Here is a 19,479-nt window from a genome sequence, read left to right on the forward strand (position 1 = left end):
CCCTAAAATCGCCTCGCGTGGTTAAAACTAGTGGCCTATTGTCTTAATTTTGTTACAATACAACCTTTGACTTTAAAGATACAAGGGTTTCAATGGCACAAGCGGATAAAAGGTTAAATCTCTTTGACATCCGTTGGATGTGGTCGCTCTTTGGTACGGCTGTTGGGGCAGGGATTTTATTTTTACCGATTCAAGCGGGCGAACATGGGTTTTGGCCTGTAGTGCTCATGGCGGTTTTAAGTTTTCCCATGACTTGGCTTAGCCACAGGGCTTTAGCGCGTTTTGTCAATGCCATAGGTAACCAAGACATCACACATGCCGCCACCCGATTAGGCAAAAAAGTCGGGTTTTTGATCACCCTGATGTATTTCTTTGCCCTTTACCCAATCTGTTTGGCCTATGGTGTGGGGATCACAAACACGGTGGAGTCGTTTTTTACAAACCAGCTGGGTTTACATTACTTTGAAAACAACCGTTTCTTTTTAGCCGAACACCTCATCACGGGCATGATCTTTGTGATGCTTTTCAATACTAAGATTGTAACCCGTGTCGCCAACGCTCTTGTCTACCCCTTAGCTTTAATTTTGTTGGTGTTTTCTTTGTATTTAATCCCTTACTGGAAAACGGCGATGCTTGCAGAAATCCCGAGTTTTAAAGGGTTTTTTGCGGCGTTGTGGTTCACTCTGCCCGTGCTGGTGTTTTCGTTTAACCACAGCGCAATCGTATCTACTTTCGCCCAAGCGGTGGAAAAACACTATGGAGAGCTCAAACACTACAAGACCAACCAAATTGAGTTGTTAAACACCTCGCTCTTGCTTTTCTTTGTGATGTTCTTTGTGTTCTCTTGCATTCTCTGCCTAGACCCTACAGATTTTGCCAAAGCTAGAGCGCAAAACATCCCCATTTTGAGCTACTTTGCCAACACCCTGCACAATCCCTTCATTGGTTATGCGGGTCCGGTTGTGGCGTTTTTGGCGATCACCACTTCTTTTTTCGGGCATTACTATGGGGCCAAAGAGGGCTTAAAGGGCTTGATTGTGCAAATATTCACCAAGGATAAACTCAACACCCACCACCACCGCCGAATCGATGCGTGGACCACCATATTTTTTTGGACCAGCATCATTGTGGTTGCCTACTACAACCCCAGCATTTTGAGCTTCATTGAGGATTTGGGCGGGCCCGCTTTGGCCACCATCACCTTCATCTTGCCCATTGTAGCGATGTATGCCCTGCCCTCCATGAAGGAATTTAGAAGCCCGCTTGCCGATGGTTTCATCTTTTTAACCGGCGTACTCACCGTCTTAAACGCCATCATCAATATTGTTAAATGAGGTAGCATGACACAACAAGAAATTTACAGCCAGTCCATCACTGCTATTTTTAAAATAGGCATCGGCCCCAGTTCTTCGCACACCATAGGCCCTATGGATGCTTGTGTGCGCTTTTGTCAACTCTTGCAAGAAAAACAAATCCTTGAGGAGGTGGCTAGGGTGCAGGTGATCTTGCATGGCTCGTTGGCTTTGACTGGCAAGGGGCATTTAACGGATTTAGCCTGCGTGGTTGGCTTAAGCGGGGTGAGTGCTAAAGAAGTGAGCGTGTCCCAAAGGCAAGAAATTTTACAAAAAGCGATTAAAGAACACACCTTGTACTTAGCCAAGAGCAAGAATGTTTCTTTTAATCTTGAAGAGGATATTCTCTTTGAACCCAAGGTCTTGAGTTTGCACGAAAATGGCATGGAGGTGTGTGCTTTCAACAGCAAACAAGATTTATTGCTCAAGGAAATTTATTATTCCACAGGGGGCGGGTTTATTTACACAGAAGAGGAGCTCAAAAATAAGAAAGCCGACTCGGCCAAACCCCAACACAACGCTTTTGATTTTTCTAGTGCCAAAGAATTAGTGGAGTTGTGTGAAAAGCACCACACACACATCGCCGGTATTGTAGATTTACACGAGAGTACACTATTTGGACAAAATTATGCCCGCACCTACTGCCTAGAAATTTACAAAGCGATGCTAGAGTGCTATAAAAGTGGCGTGTCTTCGCAAGAAAAACAGCTCCCCGGCTACATCGGTATGGCGCGCCTAGCCCCCAAAGTCCACGCCCGCTTGAGCCAGCACCCTAGCCAAGCCGACCCACTTGCCATGGTGGACTACGCCACGCTCTACGCGCGGGCGGTGAGTGAAGAAAATGCCTGCGGGCACAAGGTCGTTACTGCCCCCACGAATGGAGCTTGCGGGGTGGTACCGGCGGTGCTGCTCTATTGCCACCACCACATTAAACCTTTGGAAACCGAGCAAATCGTGGATTTCTTGCTCACTTGTGCAGCAGTGGGGTATTTATACAAAAAGAACGCCTCTTTGAGCGGAGCGGAGGCGGGTTGCCAAGCCGAAGTGGGTACCGCCTCTTCAATGGCAGCAGCAGGCTTTGCCTTTGTCTTGGGTGGTAATGTGCGCCAAGTTTTGAGCGCTGCCGAGATTGCGATGGAGCACCATTTGGGCTTGACCTGCGACCCTGTAGGCGGGTTGGTACAAATCCCCTGCATTGAGCGCAATGTCGTGGGGACGATCAAGGCGATTTCTTCAGCCCGCCTAGCCCTAGAAGATGGCTACCAAGCTAAAGTGAGCCTAGATGATGTGATCTCTACGATGTATGAAGTCGGCAAGGCACTAGACTCTAAATACAAAGAAACTTCGCTAGGCGGATTAGCCACGCATGTACACATCCCCAAATGTTAGGGGGGGGCTTGACTTTTTCAAAGAAGCAGGCTATAATGGCACTTTTTCGTTGGAGTATCGCCAAGTGGTAAGGCAGCAGGTTTTGGTCCTGCCATTCGGAGGTTCGAATCCTTCTACTCCAACCATCTTCTTTAAGCAACGCGGGATAGAGCAGTCCGGTAGCTCGTTGGGCTCATAACCCAAAGGTCGGTGGTTCGAATCCACCTCCCGCAACCAACTACACGAGCTTTTTAAATTCCGCTTCGATGATGTTTTTTGTGTCGGGCTCGACCAATCTTTGCCCCACTTCTTTGCCATCTTTGTAGAAAATTAAAGTCGGGATGCGTTTAATGCCTAGACTTTCTCTTAAATCTTCGCTTTGGTCAAAATCCACTTTAAAGATTTTCACTTGGCTGTAATCCTTGGCTAAAGCGTCCATCATGGGGGAAATTTTGCGGCAATCTGGACACCAATTTGCCCCCACATCGACCACCACCGCTCCCTGACTTATCTTTTCTTGATAATTTTGGCTTGTTAAAACTTCCATTTAAATCCTTATCTATAAAATTAGGTTCAAAGCATAACCTGAAACAACTAAGTTTAAGGTTAAGAAAACCGTACATAAAAAGGCTATAATAAGGCATTTTTTGTCTAAGGATGCCCATGATAGTGATCCCTGCAAGGTTAGAATCCACCCGTTTCCCCCGTAAGCTTTTGGTGCCGATTCAAGGCGTACCTATGGTGGTCGCCACTGCCCGCAACGCCCAAAAGGTTGATGAAGTCATTGTTGCATGCGATGATGCCTTACTTTTAAGGGCCTGTGAGGATTTTAACATTAAAGCTATTTTGACCAACAAAGCGCACACAAGCGGAACTGACAGATGCGCCCAGGCTTGTACCCTTTTAAACCTCCCCGAGCAAACCCCCGTTTTGAATTTGCAGGGTGATGAACCCTTTTTAGAACCCGAAATCATCGCCACACTTTTAAAAGAATCCCAAAAAACGCCTTTTATGCACACTTGCATTAAAGAAATCAGCCCCAAAGAAGCCCAAGACCCCAATGTCGTTAAAGTCGTGTGCGGCACAGGCAATCGCGCCCTTTATTTTTCACGCGCCCCCATCCCCTATGGCAGAGATGAGCAACACCGCGCCTTTTTGGGGCATATCGGCATCTATGGCTTTAGAGTCGGCACACTTTTAGAGTTTTGCGCCCTTGAAAAAAGCCCCCTAGAGGACATCGAAAAACTCGAGCAACTGCGCGCGCTCTACCACCACAAGGCGATCACCACAAGCCTTGTTAAAACCCAAAGTGTCGGCATAGACACTCTGCAAGACTTGCAAGAAGCCTTAAAAAGGTGCTAGAAAACCTTAAAACCCACAAAGTTTTAAAGGCGCAAATCGCCCTTTTTGCCCCCTATTTGCAAAGTGGGGTGAGTGAGCTTCTCAGCAACACTGAAAACGAGCTGTGGTTGTATCAACTCAATGGTACACGCCAAAAAGTCCACGACCCGACCTTTAGCAAAGAGTTTTTGCTACGCTTTTGTGAGCAATTAGCCAATTACAGAGATTTACCCTTTAGCGAGCAAGCCCCCACTTTAAACTGCTCCATTCCCTTCACCCGTTATCGGGTGAGTGCAAACCACTTCAGCATCACCACGAATAACCAAATCAGCCTGAATATCCGCGTACCTAGTTTGCAAAAATTCCCCCTTGAGGCTTTCTCTTTGGCCTCCACTTGCCCTTTTAGCCACACCGACTTAAAAAGCATGGCACAAGAGAAGCATAATATTTTGATCAGCGGAGCGACTGCTAGCGGGAAAACAAGCCTATTGAACGCCCTGCTCGAGTTTATCCCCAAAGAGGAGCGAGTCGTGAGCGTGGAGGACAGTCAAGAGCTAGATTTGAGCGGATTTGAAAACAGCGTGGGACTGTTGGTGGGCAAAATCGAGCAAACCCCCTTCACCTACGAAAACGCCCTCAACATGGCGATGCGCATGCGCCCCGATCGACTCATGGTCGGCGAGATAGACACGAGAAACGCGCTTTTGTTTTTGCGCTTTGGCAACACGGGACATAAGGGGATGATGTCAACCCTGCACGCCAATAGCGTGGAGCAGGTTCTAGAAGCCATCGCCCTAAACATTGAAATGGGGCACAAGGCCAAGTTTGATTTAAACATTGTCAAACGCTACTTCAAAAGCGCGGTTGATGTTGTGATCCAAGTGTGTAAAATCCAAGAGCAAAGGCACATCACACAAGTCCTTTTCAGCAAGGATTTATAATTCTGTAACGAGCTTATAAGTGGTGGTTAAAATACTCAGGGTATAAATGCTCAAGAGCAAAACCCGATGGATTTCCTCATTTGCCACCATGATTAATTTAATGCCAAGCCCGACTCCAGCCAAAGCACCCATGCCCGTCAAAAAACCGATCCACAAAACATGGGGGGTTAAAACGCCCGTGTGGGTAAGAGCAACCACCCCTGAAAGCGAAGAAAAGATGACAAAGAACAGCCCTAAGGGCACGATTTTTTGCGTGTCGTATTTTAAGAAGTAGCCCAAAAAGGGGACAATCAAAATCCCCCCACCCATGCCAAGCGGGATCGAGAAAACACCCGTGAGCAAGCCAGCTAAGACTAAAATGGCATGTTTTTGGCTCAAGTGCCAATGGGTTAGGGGGATTTTAAAGCGGGTGCGTTTGGAGTGCATTTGGAAGTGGGCGCTTTGGTAGTTGCCATTGCGCTCAAAGGCGTATTTCAAGCAAGTGTAGCACACCACCGCCACAAATAACCCCATTAACAGGCGATCGTCAATGTGCTTGAGTAAAAAGCTGCCCAGAATCGCCCCAAACAACCCGCCTAGTGCAACCGCTAGCCCCTCTTTAACATCCAACAAGCCTTTTTTATAGTTGATGAGCGAGCCTGCCAGCGAAGAAAAGAGCATCTGAAAAAGGGAGATGCCCACCGCGTGGCTGTAACTAAAGCCAGCGAACACGGCGGCGGGCACAACAATCTCCCCCCCACCGATGCCAAAAAAACCCGCCGTAACGCCCGTTACAAAGCCCACTAGGGCTAAAACAAAATCAAGTCCCATATTATAAATGCGAGATGATCACCTCTCCAAACTCTGAGCTGGACACTTCGGTTGCACCCTCCATCAAGCGCGCAAAGTCGTAGGTAACTTTTTTGCTTTCAATCGCCTTTTGCATGCCCACCACGATTAAATCCGCCGCTTCAATCCAGCCCATATGGCGCAACATCATTTCCGCGCTTAAGATGATGGAGCCGGGATTAACTTTATTTTGTCCGGCGTATTTGGGGGCGGTGCCGTGTGTCGCCTCAAACATAGCGACACTATCGTTCATGTTTGCCCCAGGGGCGATGCCAATCCCGCCCACCATCGCCGCCAAAGCGTCTGAGATATAATCCCCATTTAAATTCATGGTGGCGATCACATCATATTCAGCAGGGCGGAGTAAAATTTGTTGCAAAAAGGCATCGGCGATCATGTCCTTAATGACAATCTCCTTGCCCGTTTTAGGGTTTTTCAGCACACACCAAGGCCCTTTATCGAGCACTTTTGCGCCAAACTCTTTTTGCGCCAAAGCGTAACCCCATTTCATAAAAGCCCCCTCAGTGTATTTCATGATGTTGCCCTTATGCACAAAAGTGAGGCTGTTGCGATCGTTGTCGATGGTGTATTCGATTGCTTTACGCACAAGCCTTTCTGTCCCCTCTAAACTGATGGGCTTGATGCCTACGCTGCTTGTTTGGGGGAAGCGGATTTTAGTAACTTTTAATTCCTCTTGCAAAAACTTAATGAGCTTTTTGGCTTCGGGTGTGTCTTGGTTAAACTCAATGCCGGCGTAAATGTCCTCGCTGTTTTCTCTAAAAATCACCATATCCACCTTAGCGGGATCTTTAACCGGGCTTGGGCTGCCATACCAGCGCACGGGGCGCAAGCACACATACAAATCCATTTTTTGGCGCAGGGCGACATTCAAAGACCTAAAACCCTCGCCCACGGGGGTGGTTAAAGGGCCTTTGATAGAAACCTTAAAATGGTTGATCGCCTCAATGGTGTCGGGGAGCAGCCACTGCTCTTCAAGGCTCAGTTCGGGGTGATCCTTGAACTTATTAAAGCATTTTTCGCCCACAAAGACCTCATACCAAGCGATCTTTTTTGCGCCCTTATAGGCCTTATGCACGGCGGCATCCACAACCTTACGCATCACGGGGGTAATGTCCACGCCGATCCCATCGCCCTCAATGAAGGGGATGATGGGGTGGTCGGGCACATGCAATTTGCCCTCTTTATAGGTGATTGCTGTCCCTTGAGTGGGTGCTGACAAATACTTAGGGTTGTACGACATCAAAACTCCTTGAAAATAATATGCGTGGCATTGTAGCATAAAGCGGATTTAAAGTCTTTGGCTAGAATGAGGCCATCTTGATGTAAGGGAGTGTGTCATGGCTGGCGAAGTGAATCTGAATTTATCGGATTTAATGTCTAAGGCTTTGGGGCTGATGCGAGAGCACATGGATAATGATCCATTGTGTAGTGAAAATCTCAATATTTTAGTGGCTGGGGGCACGGGCACGGGCAAAAGCACACTCATCAATGTTGTTTTTGGCACAGAAGTCGCCCGCACAGGGCAGGGCGCGCCCATCACACAGCAGATTAAAAGTTACAGCCAAGAGGGGCTAACGATTTACGACACCAAGGGGCTTGAAATGAAAGATTTTAGCGCCACAAAGCAAGAGATCACAAACTTTTTAGAAAACATGCACCGCAAAGAAGCCCAAGAACAAATCCACATTGCATGGCTGTGTATCCAAGAGCCCGCAAGGCGTATTCAAGAGGGGGAGGTGGAGCTTTACCATTTACTCAAAGAGCATAAAGTACCCACGATTGTAACAATCAGCAAGGCCCAGCAAGACAAGGACGATAAGGGGGAGAAGTTTTCTAGCGTGGTACAAGAGTGCTTCCAACTTGACGAGGCGCATTTACAAAGGGTGCGGGCTTTGGAAGTGGAGGACGATGAGGGGGAGGTTAAGCCCATTATGGGGATTGGTCAGCTCATGGAGAAAAGCAAAGCCCTTTTACCCGAAGGGTTAAAAGCGGCGTTTAACCGCAAACAAAAATACGACCTCAAATTGCGCCGCAAACAATGTAAAGAGGATGCGCATAAAGCAATCACGGGCTACACAACAGGGGCGGCCACCATCGGCGCAACCCCTATCCCCTTCTCGGATTTTGCCCTGCTTGCCCCCACACAAATTGCTATGATCATGCACATCAGCAAGATTTACGGGCTAAAGATTTCTACAGAGAGCGCGGAAAAACTCTTGGGGGTTTTTGTGGGCGTGCTTGGTGTGGGTTATGTGGTGCGGGCGGCTGTGGGAGGGGTCTTAAAGTTTGTCCCCATGGCGGGTAGTGTGATCGGGGGGGCGATCAACGCCACAGCAGCAGGGGGTACAACGGCTTTGATCGGCAAGGCGTATGCAGCGTATTTAGATGCCAATATTAAAGACCCAGAGGGGGCAATCCAGAGCTTTAACGCTAAGGTGTTTCAAAAATACCTTAACATGGTGAAGTCCTTGTCTTGAGGCGGTTTAGAGAGCTTGGCGCAATTTTGGAGAGGGTTGGTACAATTTGTCCTTTTTTAATGTTGTGGAGGTGTTTCACATTTCATGAGATTTTTTAAGGGGGTGTGTGGCACAATCCCCGGGTAATGTCGAATCTATCTATCGGTTTTTATCGTGGTATGCTCATCGGTGATAACCTGGTCTGTATCCCTGCAATGGCTGCCATTAAGGCCCTTTATCCCTCTTGTAAGCTTGTGGTTTATACAAACACCATTGGCAAAGAGCTTTACGCCGGCTATGACTTCATAGACACGCTCGTGGACATGGACACCCTCTCTAATGAGGCGATCCAACAGGACATCAATTCTTGGCACTTTGATTATTTCATCCTCACCCAAGCCAACCGCTGGCGTTGTAAGCTCATCAACGCCACCAATGCCAAAGTTGTCCTGTCGTTGCTTAGCTTGGGCAGCATTTTTAAGTCCAAATTCCGCACGCTTTTTATCTCAAGAAATTTCAGTCCAACGGCGCAATATGCAAGGATGTTGAGATTAGTAAGAGAGATCAACCCCAAGCATTTTGACTCCTATTTTAAGAGCATTGACTTTACAACTACGCGCCTAAAAACCCTCCCCAAGCACAAAGAGAGAATCGATTCGTTCCTTGCCCCCTATGGTGCGTTTTCTAAACTAGTCTGCTTAAATCCCTTTTCACGCACATGCGTGTATAACCTCAGTCTTCAGGGCTGGCTAAAGCTCACACAAAAACTTGCTAGCCTCTACCCACACATTCTGTTCATTCTGCCCACTTATCAGGGCAATCCCATCGCTCTTGATTTCACACCCACACTGCCTAACATTGTGGTTTTTAAAAATGATTGCGATTTATTCAACATGGTTGAGCTCATCTCCCGCCTTTGGCTTCTCATCTCGCCGAGCACGGGCAACGCCCACATCGCTAACAACCTTAAAATCCCCCTACTTGGCCTCTTTAGCAAGAGAGATCGGGTGCTTTGGCGTGGAGAGAACATGGAGCTAGACAAACTCATCACCTTGAAAGAACCCCAAGTCAAAATGAGTAAAGAGCAAGAAGAGGGGGCAATCGCCCAAGTGGTGGATACTTTTCAAACACTTTTGCAAAAGCCAAATGTTGAATGACCAAGATGGTTTTGCCTCTTTTATGTGTAGATTGCACCCCTTGAGTCTACAAAGCCCCCAAATGGAGTTTCTTTTACATTTTGTGTGTATAATTAGGGTATTTTAGAAAGGAAGCCCATGTCTATTACACTAATCAACAATGAAACGAATGAGAAGTTTGAGTTTGAAACCATCAATTGTACGCGTGGTCCAAATGCAATTGATTTTTCTAAGCTTTTTGAAACTTCCGGGATTTTCTCTTACGATCCGGGATATGCTTCTACGGCTGGATGCAAATCCACCATTAGCTATATTGATGGCAAAAAGGGTGAGCTCTACTACAAGGGGTACCCCATTGAAGAGCTGGTTGCCAAATACAAGTATGTAGATGTGTGTAAGCTTTTACTCACCGATCAACTCCCCCAAAACGACACCGAGTCGCTGGAGTTTGAGCTGGAACTGCGCCACCGCAGCTTTATCCATAGAACTTTGATGAACATGTTCTCTGCCTTCCCCACAAACGCCCACCCGATGGCAAAACTCAGCAGTGGGGTGTCTATCCTCTCCACTTTTTACTTCGATCATGCCAAAATGGATAGCGAAGAAGACCGCCAAACAATGGCAAGACGCATTGTGGCAAAAATACCGACCCTAGCAACCATTTGTTACCGCAACGAGATCGGCGCGCCCATCATCCACCCCGACATCAGCCGCAGCTACATTGAAAACATCTTGTTCATGCTAAGAGCCTACCCGCACGAACGACTCAAACATGGTTTGCATGGCGAAGTGGAGATCACCCCCTTAGAGGTGGAGGCTTTAGATAAAATCCTCACTTTACACGCCGATCATGGGCAGAACGCCTCCACCACCACCGTGCGCAATGTCGCCTCTACGGGCGTGCACCCCTATGCCGCCATCAGTGCGGGCATCAGCGCGCTTTGGGGGCATTTGCACGGCGGGGCAAATGAAAAAGTCTTAAACCAACTTGAAGAGATCGGCGATGTGAAAAATGTAGATCAATACATCGCGCGGGTGAAAGATAAGAACGATTCGTTTAAACTCATGGGCTTTGGACATCGGGTGTATAAGAGCTACGACCCACGGGCAAAAATCCTAAAGCGACTTAAGGACGATTTGCAAGCTAAAGGAATTAAAATGAATCCAAAACTCGATGAGATCGCCGCCAAAGTGGAAGAGGTCGCCCTCAAAGACGACTACTTCATTGAGCGCAACCTTTATCCCAATGTAGACTTTTACTCGGGCACGATTTTACGGGCACTGCAAATCCCCGTGCGCTTTTTCACCCCCGTGTTTGTGATCGGCCGCACGGTGGGCTGGTGCGCCCAGCTTTTAGAGCATGTTAAAAACGCCCAAGTCAGAATCGCCCGCCCTAGACAGGTTTACATCGGCAAATAGGTTTTAATGTCCCCTCGTATCGCGCCCCTGCCCCTTAGCTGGGGCTTGTTGCTCTACAGCGTTGTTTCTTTAGTTTTCTTTAACTTGCCCTTACTTAGCTTTGTACTCAAAGAAAATGGGGGCTTTGGCATGGCTTTTAGCGTGTGTGTCGCCTACATTTGCGCAACAAACATGGTCTTCGTGGCACTGTCGGTGCTGGGCTTGGTCGTGCTGCGTTTTTTGCTTGCTCTCTTTAGCCTGCTCAATGCCCTAGCCCTTTACTTTGTCGGCACTTACCACGCTCTGTTGACAAGAGAGATGATGGGCAATGTCTTGCGTACCAACTTCAATGAAGCGAGCGCCTTTTTAGGCGGGCATTTATGGGCTTATGTTTTGCTAGGGCTTGTTGTGGGGGCTGTCTTTTGGGTCTTGCCCTTAAAAACAGCTCCTTTGAGAAACAAAGCCTATTTTTTCTTGGGCTCTGGGCTTGTCTTTGCGCTGTGGGGGGCGATCCACACAAAACAATGGCTCTTTTTTGACCGCCACGCAAAGACCATCGGCGGGCTGGTCGCGCCCTACAACTACAGCATTAACACCGCGCGCGCTGCCCTGCTCTCTTTAAAAAAAACCCCATTAAAACGCTTTGCTCTAGTGCCCCTGCAAGCGCAAGGGCGGGTGGTGGTGCTGGCCATCGGCGAGAGTGCAAGGCGCGCCAACTATGGCATTTATGGCTACAACAAGCCCACCACACCCAAACTCCAAGAGCTTTTAAACCATCACGAAATCCTAGCCCTCAAAGCGACTTCCTGCGCCACCTACACCACCGCCGCGCTCTCTTGCATTTTAAACGCCAAGAGAGGGTATGAGAACTTGCCCTTGTTCTTACACAGACAGGGGGTCAAGGTGGTATGGCTGAGTCTTAATGATGGGCCACCACCTATGGATGTGGACTGGTCGCCCCCTCTGCTAGAGTTGCACCGGTGGTTTAGACAAGTGGGCTTAGACCCCAAAATCATAGACTACGATGAAGCCCTAGCCCTAGCTTTGCCCCATTTGCTGGCACGCTACCCTAAAGACAATTTATTAGTCATCTTGCACCTCAAAGGCTCGCACGGCCCGTTGTATGTAGACAAAATCCCCAAAGACTTCGCCCCCTTTAAACCCATTTGCACCCACAACGAATTAGACGCGTGCCAAAGTGCCGCTCTCATCAATGCCTACGACAACACCATCGCCTACAACGATCGGGTCTTGGATTTAGCCATCCACGCTCTGCACCACACGCCCCGCCAAGCGGTGTTGCTCTACATGAGCGATCACGGCGAGAGTTTGGGTGAACACGGGCTGTATTTGCACGGCACGCCCTACTTGATCGCCCCCGATTTCCAAAAACAAGTCCCCTTCATTGTCTATTTAAACCCAGCCATTAAAACGAGTTTGCAAGCCAAACCTATAAAACCCAACTACCATCAAGATGTGATTTTTTCTAGCGTCTTGCACGCCTTTGGGCTACAAAAAAGCCCCGCCTATAACCCTAGCTTGGATATTTTCCAATGAAGTTTAAAGTCCTTTATCTAAGCAGCCTGCCTAAGAGTTTGCCGATCAAAAGCATTGTGCTGTTTTTTCTGCTCTTTTTAGTGGGGGTGATTATACCCCTTCCAAAGATTGCCAAACAACCCCAAGTCCCCGCTGCTTTTAGCGTAACCGAGCATTACGCCCGCTTCATCCCCACCATCGCCTCTTTTGCTTTGCCCTTGCTCCAGCGCGATCCTATTGGGCTTATTCAAATCATTAATGTCAGCATCGCCACCACCATCGCCACGCATGCGCTTAAGTGGGGGCTTAACGATGTTGTGGTCTTTGGGAGGCGTTTAGGCGAGCGGCCTAATGGAAGCTCTAAAAACATGCCCAGCGGGCACTCTTCGATGGTTGCTTGCGCTTTGGGCTTCTTAGTGCGCCGTTATGGGTGGGTGTGGCTGTGGTTCTTGCCCTTAGCCCTCTTAACGATGGGTGCACGCATTTACTTAAACGCCCACACCATCGGCGCACTCATCGCCGGCTTTAGTGTCGGCATTTTATGCGTGCTGTTTTTAACGAGCCGATTTAAGTAGATGGTGATTTATGGCTTTAGACATGCAAAAGTTTATCTAACTTTGATAGAATGACCACTTATTTTATTTAGAAAGTGTGGTTTATGGGAGCTTTTTGCGTCGATCCTTATGCGAGTTGCAAACAACACTATATTTTACGAATTTTCAGGTTTGCTGTGCCGAGCTTTGGGGACTTTTTATCTAGAGCAAGACAAATTAATCTTCGGAACTGATATAGAAAACTTTCTAGGAGCACACCATTACAGAGTGTATAAGCCCCAAAAGCTGCACTTAGCGTGATTGTTAATGAGAACACAAAAGATAGCGATTGCTTGCACCAGAAAATAGGCAAACTAAGATACGCCTCAAGCCAGTCTTACGACCAAGAGGGGGATTATGCCCCCCCGATGTCTATTTGCGTGTAGAGGATGTGGTGGCACGCAGGAGTGCCTTTTTTGGGATGACACGCACGGGCAAATCCAACACCATTAAAATTGTGATCATGGCGATTGAAAAACTCAATGAACAGCGCACCCAAGATCAACAAATCGGGCAGATTATCTTTGATGTCAATGGAGAATACACCTTTGCCAACCAACAAGACCAAACCTGTATTTACGACAAACTCCAAGATAAGGCCTTACGCTTTAGTGCATCGGCACGCAAAGTAGAAGAGCATGAAGATGTCTTGGTTATCCAATACGACTTTTATAACAATGCAACTTTAGAAGAGTCTTTTGGGTTGCTGTGCGATGAAATTGCGCTGTTAAAGCAGGCGGATTATTTTAAGGCTTTTATGGGGGTGAGTATGTTTGATCGTGAGGAATATCGAGAGAGAGAAGATCAAGAGGAATATAATCGCAAAAAACGCACCAATCAAAGAAAACGAGCCATTTACAAATGTATTTTACACCGGGCTAAATTTGGGTCTGCAGGCTATTATAAGGTGTATTTCCATCGTTTTGAGCTTACCGATGGAGAGCAAGACAAACAAGACAAAGCACGCTATAAGCCACATGAAGGAATCCCTCCTGAACAGGCATGCTTGTATTTTGAGAACTTAGACTTTAACAATTTACACGATAAATACAAACAAGATAAGGACTACCAAGCCTTACTAACAGTTTTAAAAGCCACGCATGTGAGTGGGTACGAGGCTTTGATGGGTTTAAACCATTTACACTCCCATCAAGGGGGCGATGATTACAAAAAAAATCATCGATCAAGCACTGCGTGTGGGAAAGGTTATATTGATCGATCTCTCTACTGCTTCCACGCAAATGCAAGAAAAATACATCAAAGGACTTTGTGAATATATTTTTGCTAAGTCTATGAAAAAATTCACCAACGATCGAGCTCCTGAGTTTATCCAAATGTATTTTGAGGAGGCACACAACATTTTCCCTAAAGATGACAAGGATTTAAAAACATTTATAACCGCCTTGCTAAAGAGGGGGTAAAGCTCAACATAGGCATTAGCTACTCCACTCAAGAGGTCAGCTCTATTGCTCCTAGTATCTTGAAAAACACCCAAAATTGGTTCATCTCACACCTAAACAATAAGGACGAACTTAAAGTTTTGGAAAAATACTACGACTTTGGCGACTTTTCCCAAAGCATTGTGAGGAATAACGATGTGGGTTTGGCACAGGTCAAAACCTATTCTAATAATTTCATTATCCCCGTGCAAATCGATCGATTCAAAAAGGATTAGCATGGGATATCGTGGGGAAAGAGCATCAAAAATCAACCACCAACACATTGTGGAGGACGAAAAAGTCAAGGCATATTTAGCAAGATGTGGGGAAACTGACAAAACACCATTGGACATAGATTTTAAAAGCATTGCCACAAAACTATCCTAAATCCAAAACAAGGTAGATTCTCACATAGAACGCCTTGTTGTGGTCGATGGAGGGTATGAAGAAGTGTGCATGGATAGCAAGTTTCCCTCCAAGAGGCTTTGTTTCTACAATGTGGGGATTTTGACCTTTTCGCTTCAAGATTTAAAGGCTTTAGAGGGGCAACAGAGCATTGACCCCGAAGTCTTAGGGCGGCTAGAAAAAGATTTTAAACGCTTTTCTTTTGTCTTGTCTATTCAGGGTTATTGCCACGATCACAAGGATTTTATTACCACCACTCGAGAAAGGATTTATGAGATTTTTAAAGAGAATAGCCTAAATGAGGATGGCGATTCTTTATTAAACACCCTCAAATGGCTTGTGTTTCAAGAGTATCTGGGTGGAAGGGGAAGTGTAGAGATTGGGTGCATCACTTGTGGCACAAGGCACACCTTTAAGCGACAGACCACAGACCATAAAGACCCACAAAACAACTTTTTGACCTGCGGGTGTGGCACAAAAATCTACATCACAGATTGTTTTGAATTACATACTTTGGTCGATGAAATCTTAGGGGCTGGAGGCATCGAGTCCTTCGTAATGAGTGCATTTGAGGTGGTGCTCATGCTCTCCATGTTTAGGTTTTTGATAGAAGCTGACAAATGGGAGTGGTTGCCTAAAATTCTCTTTATGAAAGATGGTCCCCTAGCACTTTTTAGCCGACTCGATGATTTTGTCTTTAAAGTGGTGCGGGTGTTTTTACAATTCCTTTATGACAAATCACTAAAAGATGGTGTGGGTTATGCTAACTGGATTGGCTTAGATAAAAGCGGTGCTTTTGTGGAGCACTTACAAAGCTTGGAGCACCAAATACCAGAAGAGAGTCTCATTTTGCCCGATTCGACATACATCAAAACCTATATCACAGGTGATACAAACTCCACTTTCGTGCACACCACCTATTTTGGTCTTAAAATGTTTGTCAAGTCCGATCGTGCTTTTGTGCTGGATGTGGCAATCCCTTTTGGCCTCCACAAGCAATACCCCAACTATTTAGAAAACCCCCATATTGAAGACTTTTTAACGCTCAAAAACATTTTAGAAATTCTAAAATCCCTCAGATGCGATCTGTACCAACAATCTTTTATCCCCATTGTCATGCTCAATAAACTTGTTTCGATCTCAAACGCCCCCGGCCAAAGGATTTTAAAAAGTTTTGCATTAGAAGTTTTAAATAAACTCACAAGCAATTAGTGATTAGACTTATTTGACCCTCTTATAAATCTCCGGGTGCGTGGTTTTGAAACGCCGATGAAACCAAAACCAGCTCTCAGGGTGGGCTCTAATGATTTGCTCGCTTAAGCTGGCTTGGGCTTGGGTGGCTTCTTGTATGTCGGCCTGGCTGTCGTCCGTGATGTTGATTTGTATCGGGGGGTAGTAAGTTACAAAGTAGTGGCTGTAATCCTCGTTAAAATCAATGATCACCGCCACAATGTCTATGTTGTAACGGCGGGCTAAAATAGAGCCTATGGTCGTGTGGGTCGCCTTATGCCCGAAAAAATCCACCTCCACCCCCTCTTTGGGAGAAATGTTTTGATCGACCAAAATCCCCACCAAACCCTTGCCCCCATTATAGACTTTCAAGAGTTCTTTAAACGCCCCCACTTTGTTGATAAAACGCACCCCAAAAGCCTCTCTGTGCTTGACAATCAAGCGGTTAATGTTCTCAAATTTCGTCAAACGCCCCAAAGAGCCCCGATCGTATTGGGCGTAATGTTGCGCCAAAGAAGTCCCCACCGCCTCCCAATACCCAAAGTGCATGCCCATCACCACTGCCTGCCCGTTCTTGGCTAGGGACTTTAAAACATTTTCTTGGTCTATGAGTGTGAAACGGGCATCGTAAATGTCCTTGGGCAAGAACTCCACCCGAACGCTCTCAAGGATAATGAAGGCGAAGTTTTGGTAAGCCCTTTTAATGATCGCCTCTTTACGGGCGTGATCCATTTCGGGGAAGACAAAATCTAAATTCGCCTTAGCGTCATAGTAACGCCGCTTGTCTAGCTTGTAAAAGACAAAGCCCAAAGCCCGCACACAGCCCACAAACCAAGAATGGGGCATGCGTGCCAAAACAAAGCCCAAAATGTCTAAAGCCCACTCTAAAATCTTGCCCCAAAAAATCCCCCACTCCCTTTTAATCCCGTTTTCTTTACTCAAATTTGTTTGTCCCTTCCAACACTTTTAACACCGCCTCTTTAATGGCAAGGGGCGGTATGTCTTTAATAGAATAATCGTTTTTGTCGTAGTCTGCTCTAGGGTTACCCACTAAGGCAACATGCCCTACGCCTTTAAGCTCAAATCTCTCCTTGGGTGTGTTGCCATACAGAGTAACGGAGGGGGTTTTTAAAGCCCATGCCAAATGCACCACGCCCGTATCCCCCCCCACCACCACACCCACCCCAGCCACAAGGGTTTTAACCTCTTCTAGGGTGAGTGGGGGCAACAGCACCGCTTGCACTTGGGGGCTTAAACAGGTGTAAAGCTCTTTGGCTTGTTCCAAATGGGCGTGGCTTAAAATTAAAATTTCTAAGCCACAATCTTTTAAAGCCAGCCCCACTCGCTTAAAGCCCTCCAAAGGGTAAGTTTTATGCACCCTAGAAGTTTCTAGCACGAACAAGACTTTGGGCGTGGGGGTGCTAAGGATGGGCTCTAATTTGGGGCTTTTGGGGCAAAAAAACGCTAAACTGCGCTCTTGCAAGGGCTCGGCCCACTCTTGTGGACTAAAGAGCAAATCAAAGCCGCCTTTAAGCACACAAGCGTTGCGCTCTAAAATGTGCGCGCTGTAGGGAACCGCCACCTTATGGCTGTAGCATAGGCTCGCTAGTTTTTCTCTGATGGAGTTCTTGTCAAAGCCCACAAAGCGCTTGGGGCTTTTCTTAGCCAAAAACAGACCGATTAGAGCGGATTTCACGAGTCCTTGCATGTCGATGATTAAATCAAAGACTCCCAGCGAGTGCAAGCCTCTAAAGAAACGCCAAATCTTTAGGGGGTTCTTGGTGCGTAGGGTTTTTTTATAGGGCAGGGCGTGCAAGACATCAATGTGGGGGGCATTTTTTAAAATCGGGGCAAAGTTCTCGTCCACAAACCAGTGGATTTTCACCCCCTTGTAGTGCTGCTTTAAAAAGGGCAAAAACACAGCACTCACAATGACATCGCCTAGGGCTGAGAGCCTAATGATGGCGATTTTCATACAAACTCAATTTCAAAGGGTGCAGGTTTGTTGAGTTTGGCGGTGATCTCTTGGCATAAATAGGTGTCGCTCGGGCTGTGGATTTGCAGGGTTTTGTGCTTCAAGTGGTAATGCGTGCCTTTAGGCAAGCGGGCTAGGCACATGGTTTCAGCCAGCCCCAAAATGAAACTGAGCCACTGCAAGGTCAAAATGGGGGGCATGATGGCACTGATGTGGGCGATGTTGCTGTCTTTGGGGATCTTCTTGTGGCTAAATTGCACCAAGAGGCAAATGATCGCCCGATCTTGATGGGAAAAGCCATAGCTCAAGGAGTGCAAACTCAAATACGCGCCGTGCTTGTGGGCATTGTAGAAGTTTAGCACCTTGCCTATGCTAGAGAGTTGCCCGGCGATTTTTAAATGGTAGAGATACTTTTCGTGGATACGATGCAGGGGTTGCAGCGCTTCAAAGAGTTTGGCGCATTCTTTTTTGACCTCTTGGCTGTGCTTGGAGTGGGGCAAGAAGCGATCAAGGAGCGATAAAATGGAGGGGTTGATGCCCTTAGGAAAGCTATGGTTGTGGCTTCTTAGCATGTCGCTTAAAAACACGCCCTCTCTCACCCCCACCCCGCTCGCTACAATCGTGTGTGCCTTAAAATGCTCCAAAAACATGGTGAAAATCAATGTCCCGCTTCTAATGCTGTCCTTACGATCCTCACTAATGCCAAACTCGGCAAGTTGAGACTCGCTGCTGCGTATGATTTGTTGCATCCAGTGCCAATTGCTCTTGACATCCATTTCATAGCCGTGGATCACATCAATGGGGTAGTTGTTTTGAAACATCCCCACTTTGGCCAAGGAGCGGATCGTCCCGCCCACGCCAAAAACACAGCTCGTTTTGAAGTGGGGGGGCAGTTTGGTCAATTCTTTTTGGATAAACTCCCTTGCCAAGTTCAAATCTAGGTTTTTATCAAAAAAGAGTTCTTTGAGTCGGATTGTGCCTAGATTGACCGAAACCAAGTCCTTGATTTTGCCGTTTTCAATGAGCGCACACTCGGTGCTCCCCCCACCGATATCGATGGTGATCCCATTTCTGTGGTGTAAGAGATTCGCACAAGCCACACCCCCATAAAACGCCTCTTTCTTGCCATCAATGACCTTCACTTGCAAGCCACATTGTTCTTTAACAAGGGCGACAAACTCTTTAGAGTTAGGAGCATCGCGCACGGCAGAAGTCGCCACGCATAAAATCTTACGGCTTTTATATTTTTCGGCAATGTCCTTAAAGTCGCTAAGTGCCCGCAAAGCCCGCTTTAGCGGGGCTTTTTGCAAGACCCCTTTATGTTCGTAAGTGCCTTGAGAAATGCGGACTTTGGATTTGATCTCATAGAGCAAGTAAAACCCAAATTGACTCGTCTTTTTAAAGATCGCCATGCGCACAGAGTTAGAGCCAATGTCAATGATTGTGGTGATTTTTGCCAT

19 protein-coding genes and 2 tRNA genes are annotated in these 19,479 nt (G+C 46.9%); 15 read left to right on the forward strand and 6 right to left on the reverse strand.

Annotation, left to right across the window (positions count from 1 at the left end; translation table 11 throughout):
• Positions 1 to 92: 92 nt before the first annotated feature.
• The 4 genes from K6J72_RS03330 to K6J72_RS03345 all read left to right on the forward strand — a co-directional run bounded on the left by K6J72_RS03330 (position 93) and on the right by K6J72_RS03345 (position 2,957).
• Positions 93 to 1,334 (forward strand): aromatic amino acid transport family protein, encoded by a 1,242-nt coding sequence (locus K6J72_RS03330; RefSeq protein ID WP_221280671.1) that lies wholly within the window; start codon positions 93 to 95, stop codon positions 1,332 to 1,334.
• A gap of 21 nt (positions 1,335 to 1,355) precedes the next feature.
• Positions 1,356 to 2,741, forward strand: coding sequence for an L-serine ammonia-lyase (locus tag K6J72_RS03335; protein ID WP_221281096.1), 1,386 nt, complete (start codon positions 1,356 to 1,358; stop codon positions 2,739 to 2,741).
• Between the two features lie 50 nt (positions 2,742 to 2,791).
• Positions 2,792 to 2,866: transfer RNA gene (locus tag K6J72_RS03340), tRNA-Gln, on the forward strand.
• Positions 2,867 to 2,880: 14 nt separating this feature from the next.
• Positions 2,881 to 2,957 (forward strand) — tRNA-Met (locus tag K6J72_RS03345).
• A 1-nt stretch (position 2,958) separates the two neighbouring features.
• Here K6J72_RS03345 and K6J72_RS03350 read toward each other — a convergent pair.
• A complete protein-coding gene (locus K6J72_RS03350; RefSeq protein WP_221280673.1) occupies positions 2,959 to 3,267 on the reverse strand; it encodes a thioredoxin family protein in 309 nt (102 codons plus the stop codon).
• Between the two features lie 116 nt (positions 3,268 to 3,383).
• On the opposite strand from K6J72_RS03350, the gene kdsB reads away from it, so the two are divergent.
• Complete coding sequence (kdsB, locus tag K6J72_RS03355) at positions 3,384 to 4,082, forward strand: 3-deoxy-manno-octulosonate cytidylyltransferase (RefSeq protein ID WP_221280675.1); 699 nt, start codon at positions 3,384 to 3,386, stop codon at positions 4,080 to 4,082.
• A complete protein-coding gene (locus K6J72_RS03360) occupies positions 4,076 to 5,002 on the forward strand; it encodes an ATPase, T2SS/T4P/T4SS family (protein ID WP_221280677.1) in 927 nt (308 codons plus the stop codon). The genes kdsB and K6J72_RS03360 overlap by 7 nt, the downstream gene beginning before the upstream one ends.
• Here K6J72_RS03360 and K6J72_RS03365 read toward each other — a convergent pair.
• Positions 4,997 to 5,812 carry a sulfite exporter TauE/SafE family protein gene (locus K6J72_RS03365; RefSeq protein ID WP_221280678.1) on the reverse strand — a complete coding sequence of 272 codons (816 nt, stop codon included), beginning with the start codon at positions 5,810 to 5,812 and terminating at the stop codon, positions 4,997 to 4,999. The genes K6J72_RS03360 and K6J72_RS03365 overlap by 6 nt on opposite strands.
• A 1-nt stretch (position 5,813) precedes the next feature.
• Positions 5,814 to 7,091: an isocitrate dehydrogenase (NADP(+)) gene (icd, locus tag K6J72_RS03370; protein ID WP_221280682.1), complete on the reverse strand. Its 1,278-nt coding sequence runs from the start codon at positions 7,089 to 7,091 to the stop codon at positions 5,814 to 5,816.
• Between the two features lie 97 nt (positions 7,092 to 7,188).
• Here icd and K6J72_RS03375 point away from each other — a divergent pair, with 97 nt between their 5' ends.
• From K6J72_RS03375 to K6J72_RS03405, 9 genes are all read left to right on the forward strand, one after another.
• On the forward strand, positions 7,189 to 8,328 hold the full coding sequence (locus K6J72_RS03375; protein ID WP_221280684.1) for a YcjF family protein: 1,140 nt from the start codon (positions 7,189 to 7,191) through the stop codon (positions 8,326 to 8,328).
• A 125-nt stretch (positions 8,329 to 8,453) separates the two neighbouring features.
• Positions 8,454 to 9,464, forward strand: coding sequence for a glycosyltransferase family 9 protein (locus K6J72_RS03380; RefSeq protein ID WP_221280686.1), 1,011 nt, complete (start codon positions 8,454 to 8,456; stop codon positions 9,462 to 9,464).
• Between the two features lie 117 nt (positions 9,465 to 9,581).
• A complete protein-coding gene (locus tag K6J72_RS03385; RefSeq protein WP_221280690.1) occupies positions 9,582 to 10,862 on the forward strand; it encodes a citrate synthase in 1,281 nt (426 codons plus the stop codon).
• 6 nt (positions 10,863 to 10,868) lie between these two features.
• Positions 10,869 to 12,398 carry a sulfatase-like hydrolase/transferase gene (locus tag K6J72_RS03390; RefSeq protein ID WP_221280692.1) on the forward strand — a complete coding sequence of 510 codons (1,530 nt, stop codon included), beginning with the start codon at positions 10,869 to 10,871 and terminating at the stop codon, positions 12,396 to 12,398.
• Positions 12,395 to 12,952 (forward strand): lipid A 1-phosphatase LpxE, encoded by a 558-nt coding sequence (gene lpxE / locus K6J72_RS03395; RefSeq protein ID WP_221280694.1) that lies wholly within the window; start codon positions 12,395 to 12,397, stop codon positions 12,950 to 12,952. Before K6J72_RS03390 ends, lpxE begins: the two co-directional genes overlap by 4 nt.
• 412 nt (positions 12,953 to 13,364) lie before the next feature.
• Positions 13,365 to 14,243 (forward strand): ATP-binding protein, encoded by an 879-nt coding sequence (locus K6J72_RS08315; protein WP_260320664.1) that lies wholly within the window; start codon positions 13,365 to 13,367, stop codon positions 14,241 to 14,243.
• 19 nt (positions 14,244 to 14,262) lie between these two features.
• Positions 14,263 to 14,391: a hypothetical protein gene (locus K6J72_RS08320; RefSeq protein ID WP_260320665.1), complete on the forward strand. Its 129-nt coding sequence runs from the start codon at positions 14,263 to 14,265 to the stop codon at positions 14,389 to 14,391.
• 59 nt (positions 14,392 to 14,450) lie between these two features.
• The gene (locus K6J72_RS08325; RefSeq protein WP_260320666.1) at positions 14,451 to 14,645 is read left to right on the forward strand and encodes a hypothetical protein; all 195 of its coding nucleotides are present in this window, start codon (positions 14,451 to 14,453) and stop codon (positions 14,643 to 14,645) included.
• 220 nt (positions 14,646 to 14,865) lie between these two features.
• Entirely contained in the window at positions 14,866 to 16,026 is a 1,161-nt protein-coding gene (locus K6J72_RS03405; protein ID WP_260320667.1) for a DNA double-strand break repair nuclease NurA, read from the forward strand.
• A gap of 9 nt (positions 16,027 to 16,035) precedes the next feature.
• Here the strand turns inward: K6J72_RS03405 and K6J72_RS03410 are convergent, their stop codons facing one another.
• The 3 genes from K6J72_RS03410 to K6J72_RS03420 are packed head-to-tail and all read right to left on the reverse strand — an operon-like array spanning position 16,036 to position 19,479.
• On the reverse strand, positions 16,036 to 16,986 hold the full coding sequence (locus K6J72_RS03410; RefSeq protein ID WP_221280696.1) for a lipid A biosynthesis lauroyl acyltransferase: 951 nt from the start codon (positions 16,984 to 16,986) through the stop codon (positions 16,036 to 16,038).
• Complete coding sequence (gene waaC, locus K6J72_RS03415; RefSeq protein WP_221280698.1) at positions 16,979 to 18,019, reverse strand: lipopolysaccharide heptosyltransferase I; 1,041 nt, start codon at positions 18,017 to 18,019, stop codon at positions 16,979 to 16,981. Before waaC ends, K6J72_RS03410 begins: the two co-directional genes overlap by 8 nt.
• On the reverse strand, positions 18,016 to 19,479 hold the full coding sequence (locus K6J72_RS03420) for a Ppx/GppA phosphatase family protein (RefSeq protein WP_221280700.1): 1,464 nt from the start codon (positions 19,477 to 19,479) through the stop codon (positions 18,016 to 18,018). The genes waaC and K6J72_RS03420 overlap by 4 nt, the downstream gene beginning before the upstream one ends.

This window comes from Helicobacter sp. NHP19-003, assembly GCF_019703305.1.
Taxonomy (GTDB): domain Bacteria; phylum Campylobacterota; class Campylobacteria; order Campylobacterales; family Helicobacteraceae; genus Helicobacter; species Helicobacter gastrocanis.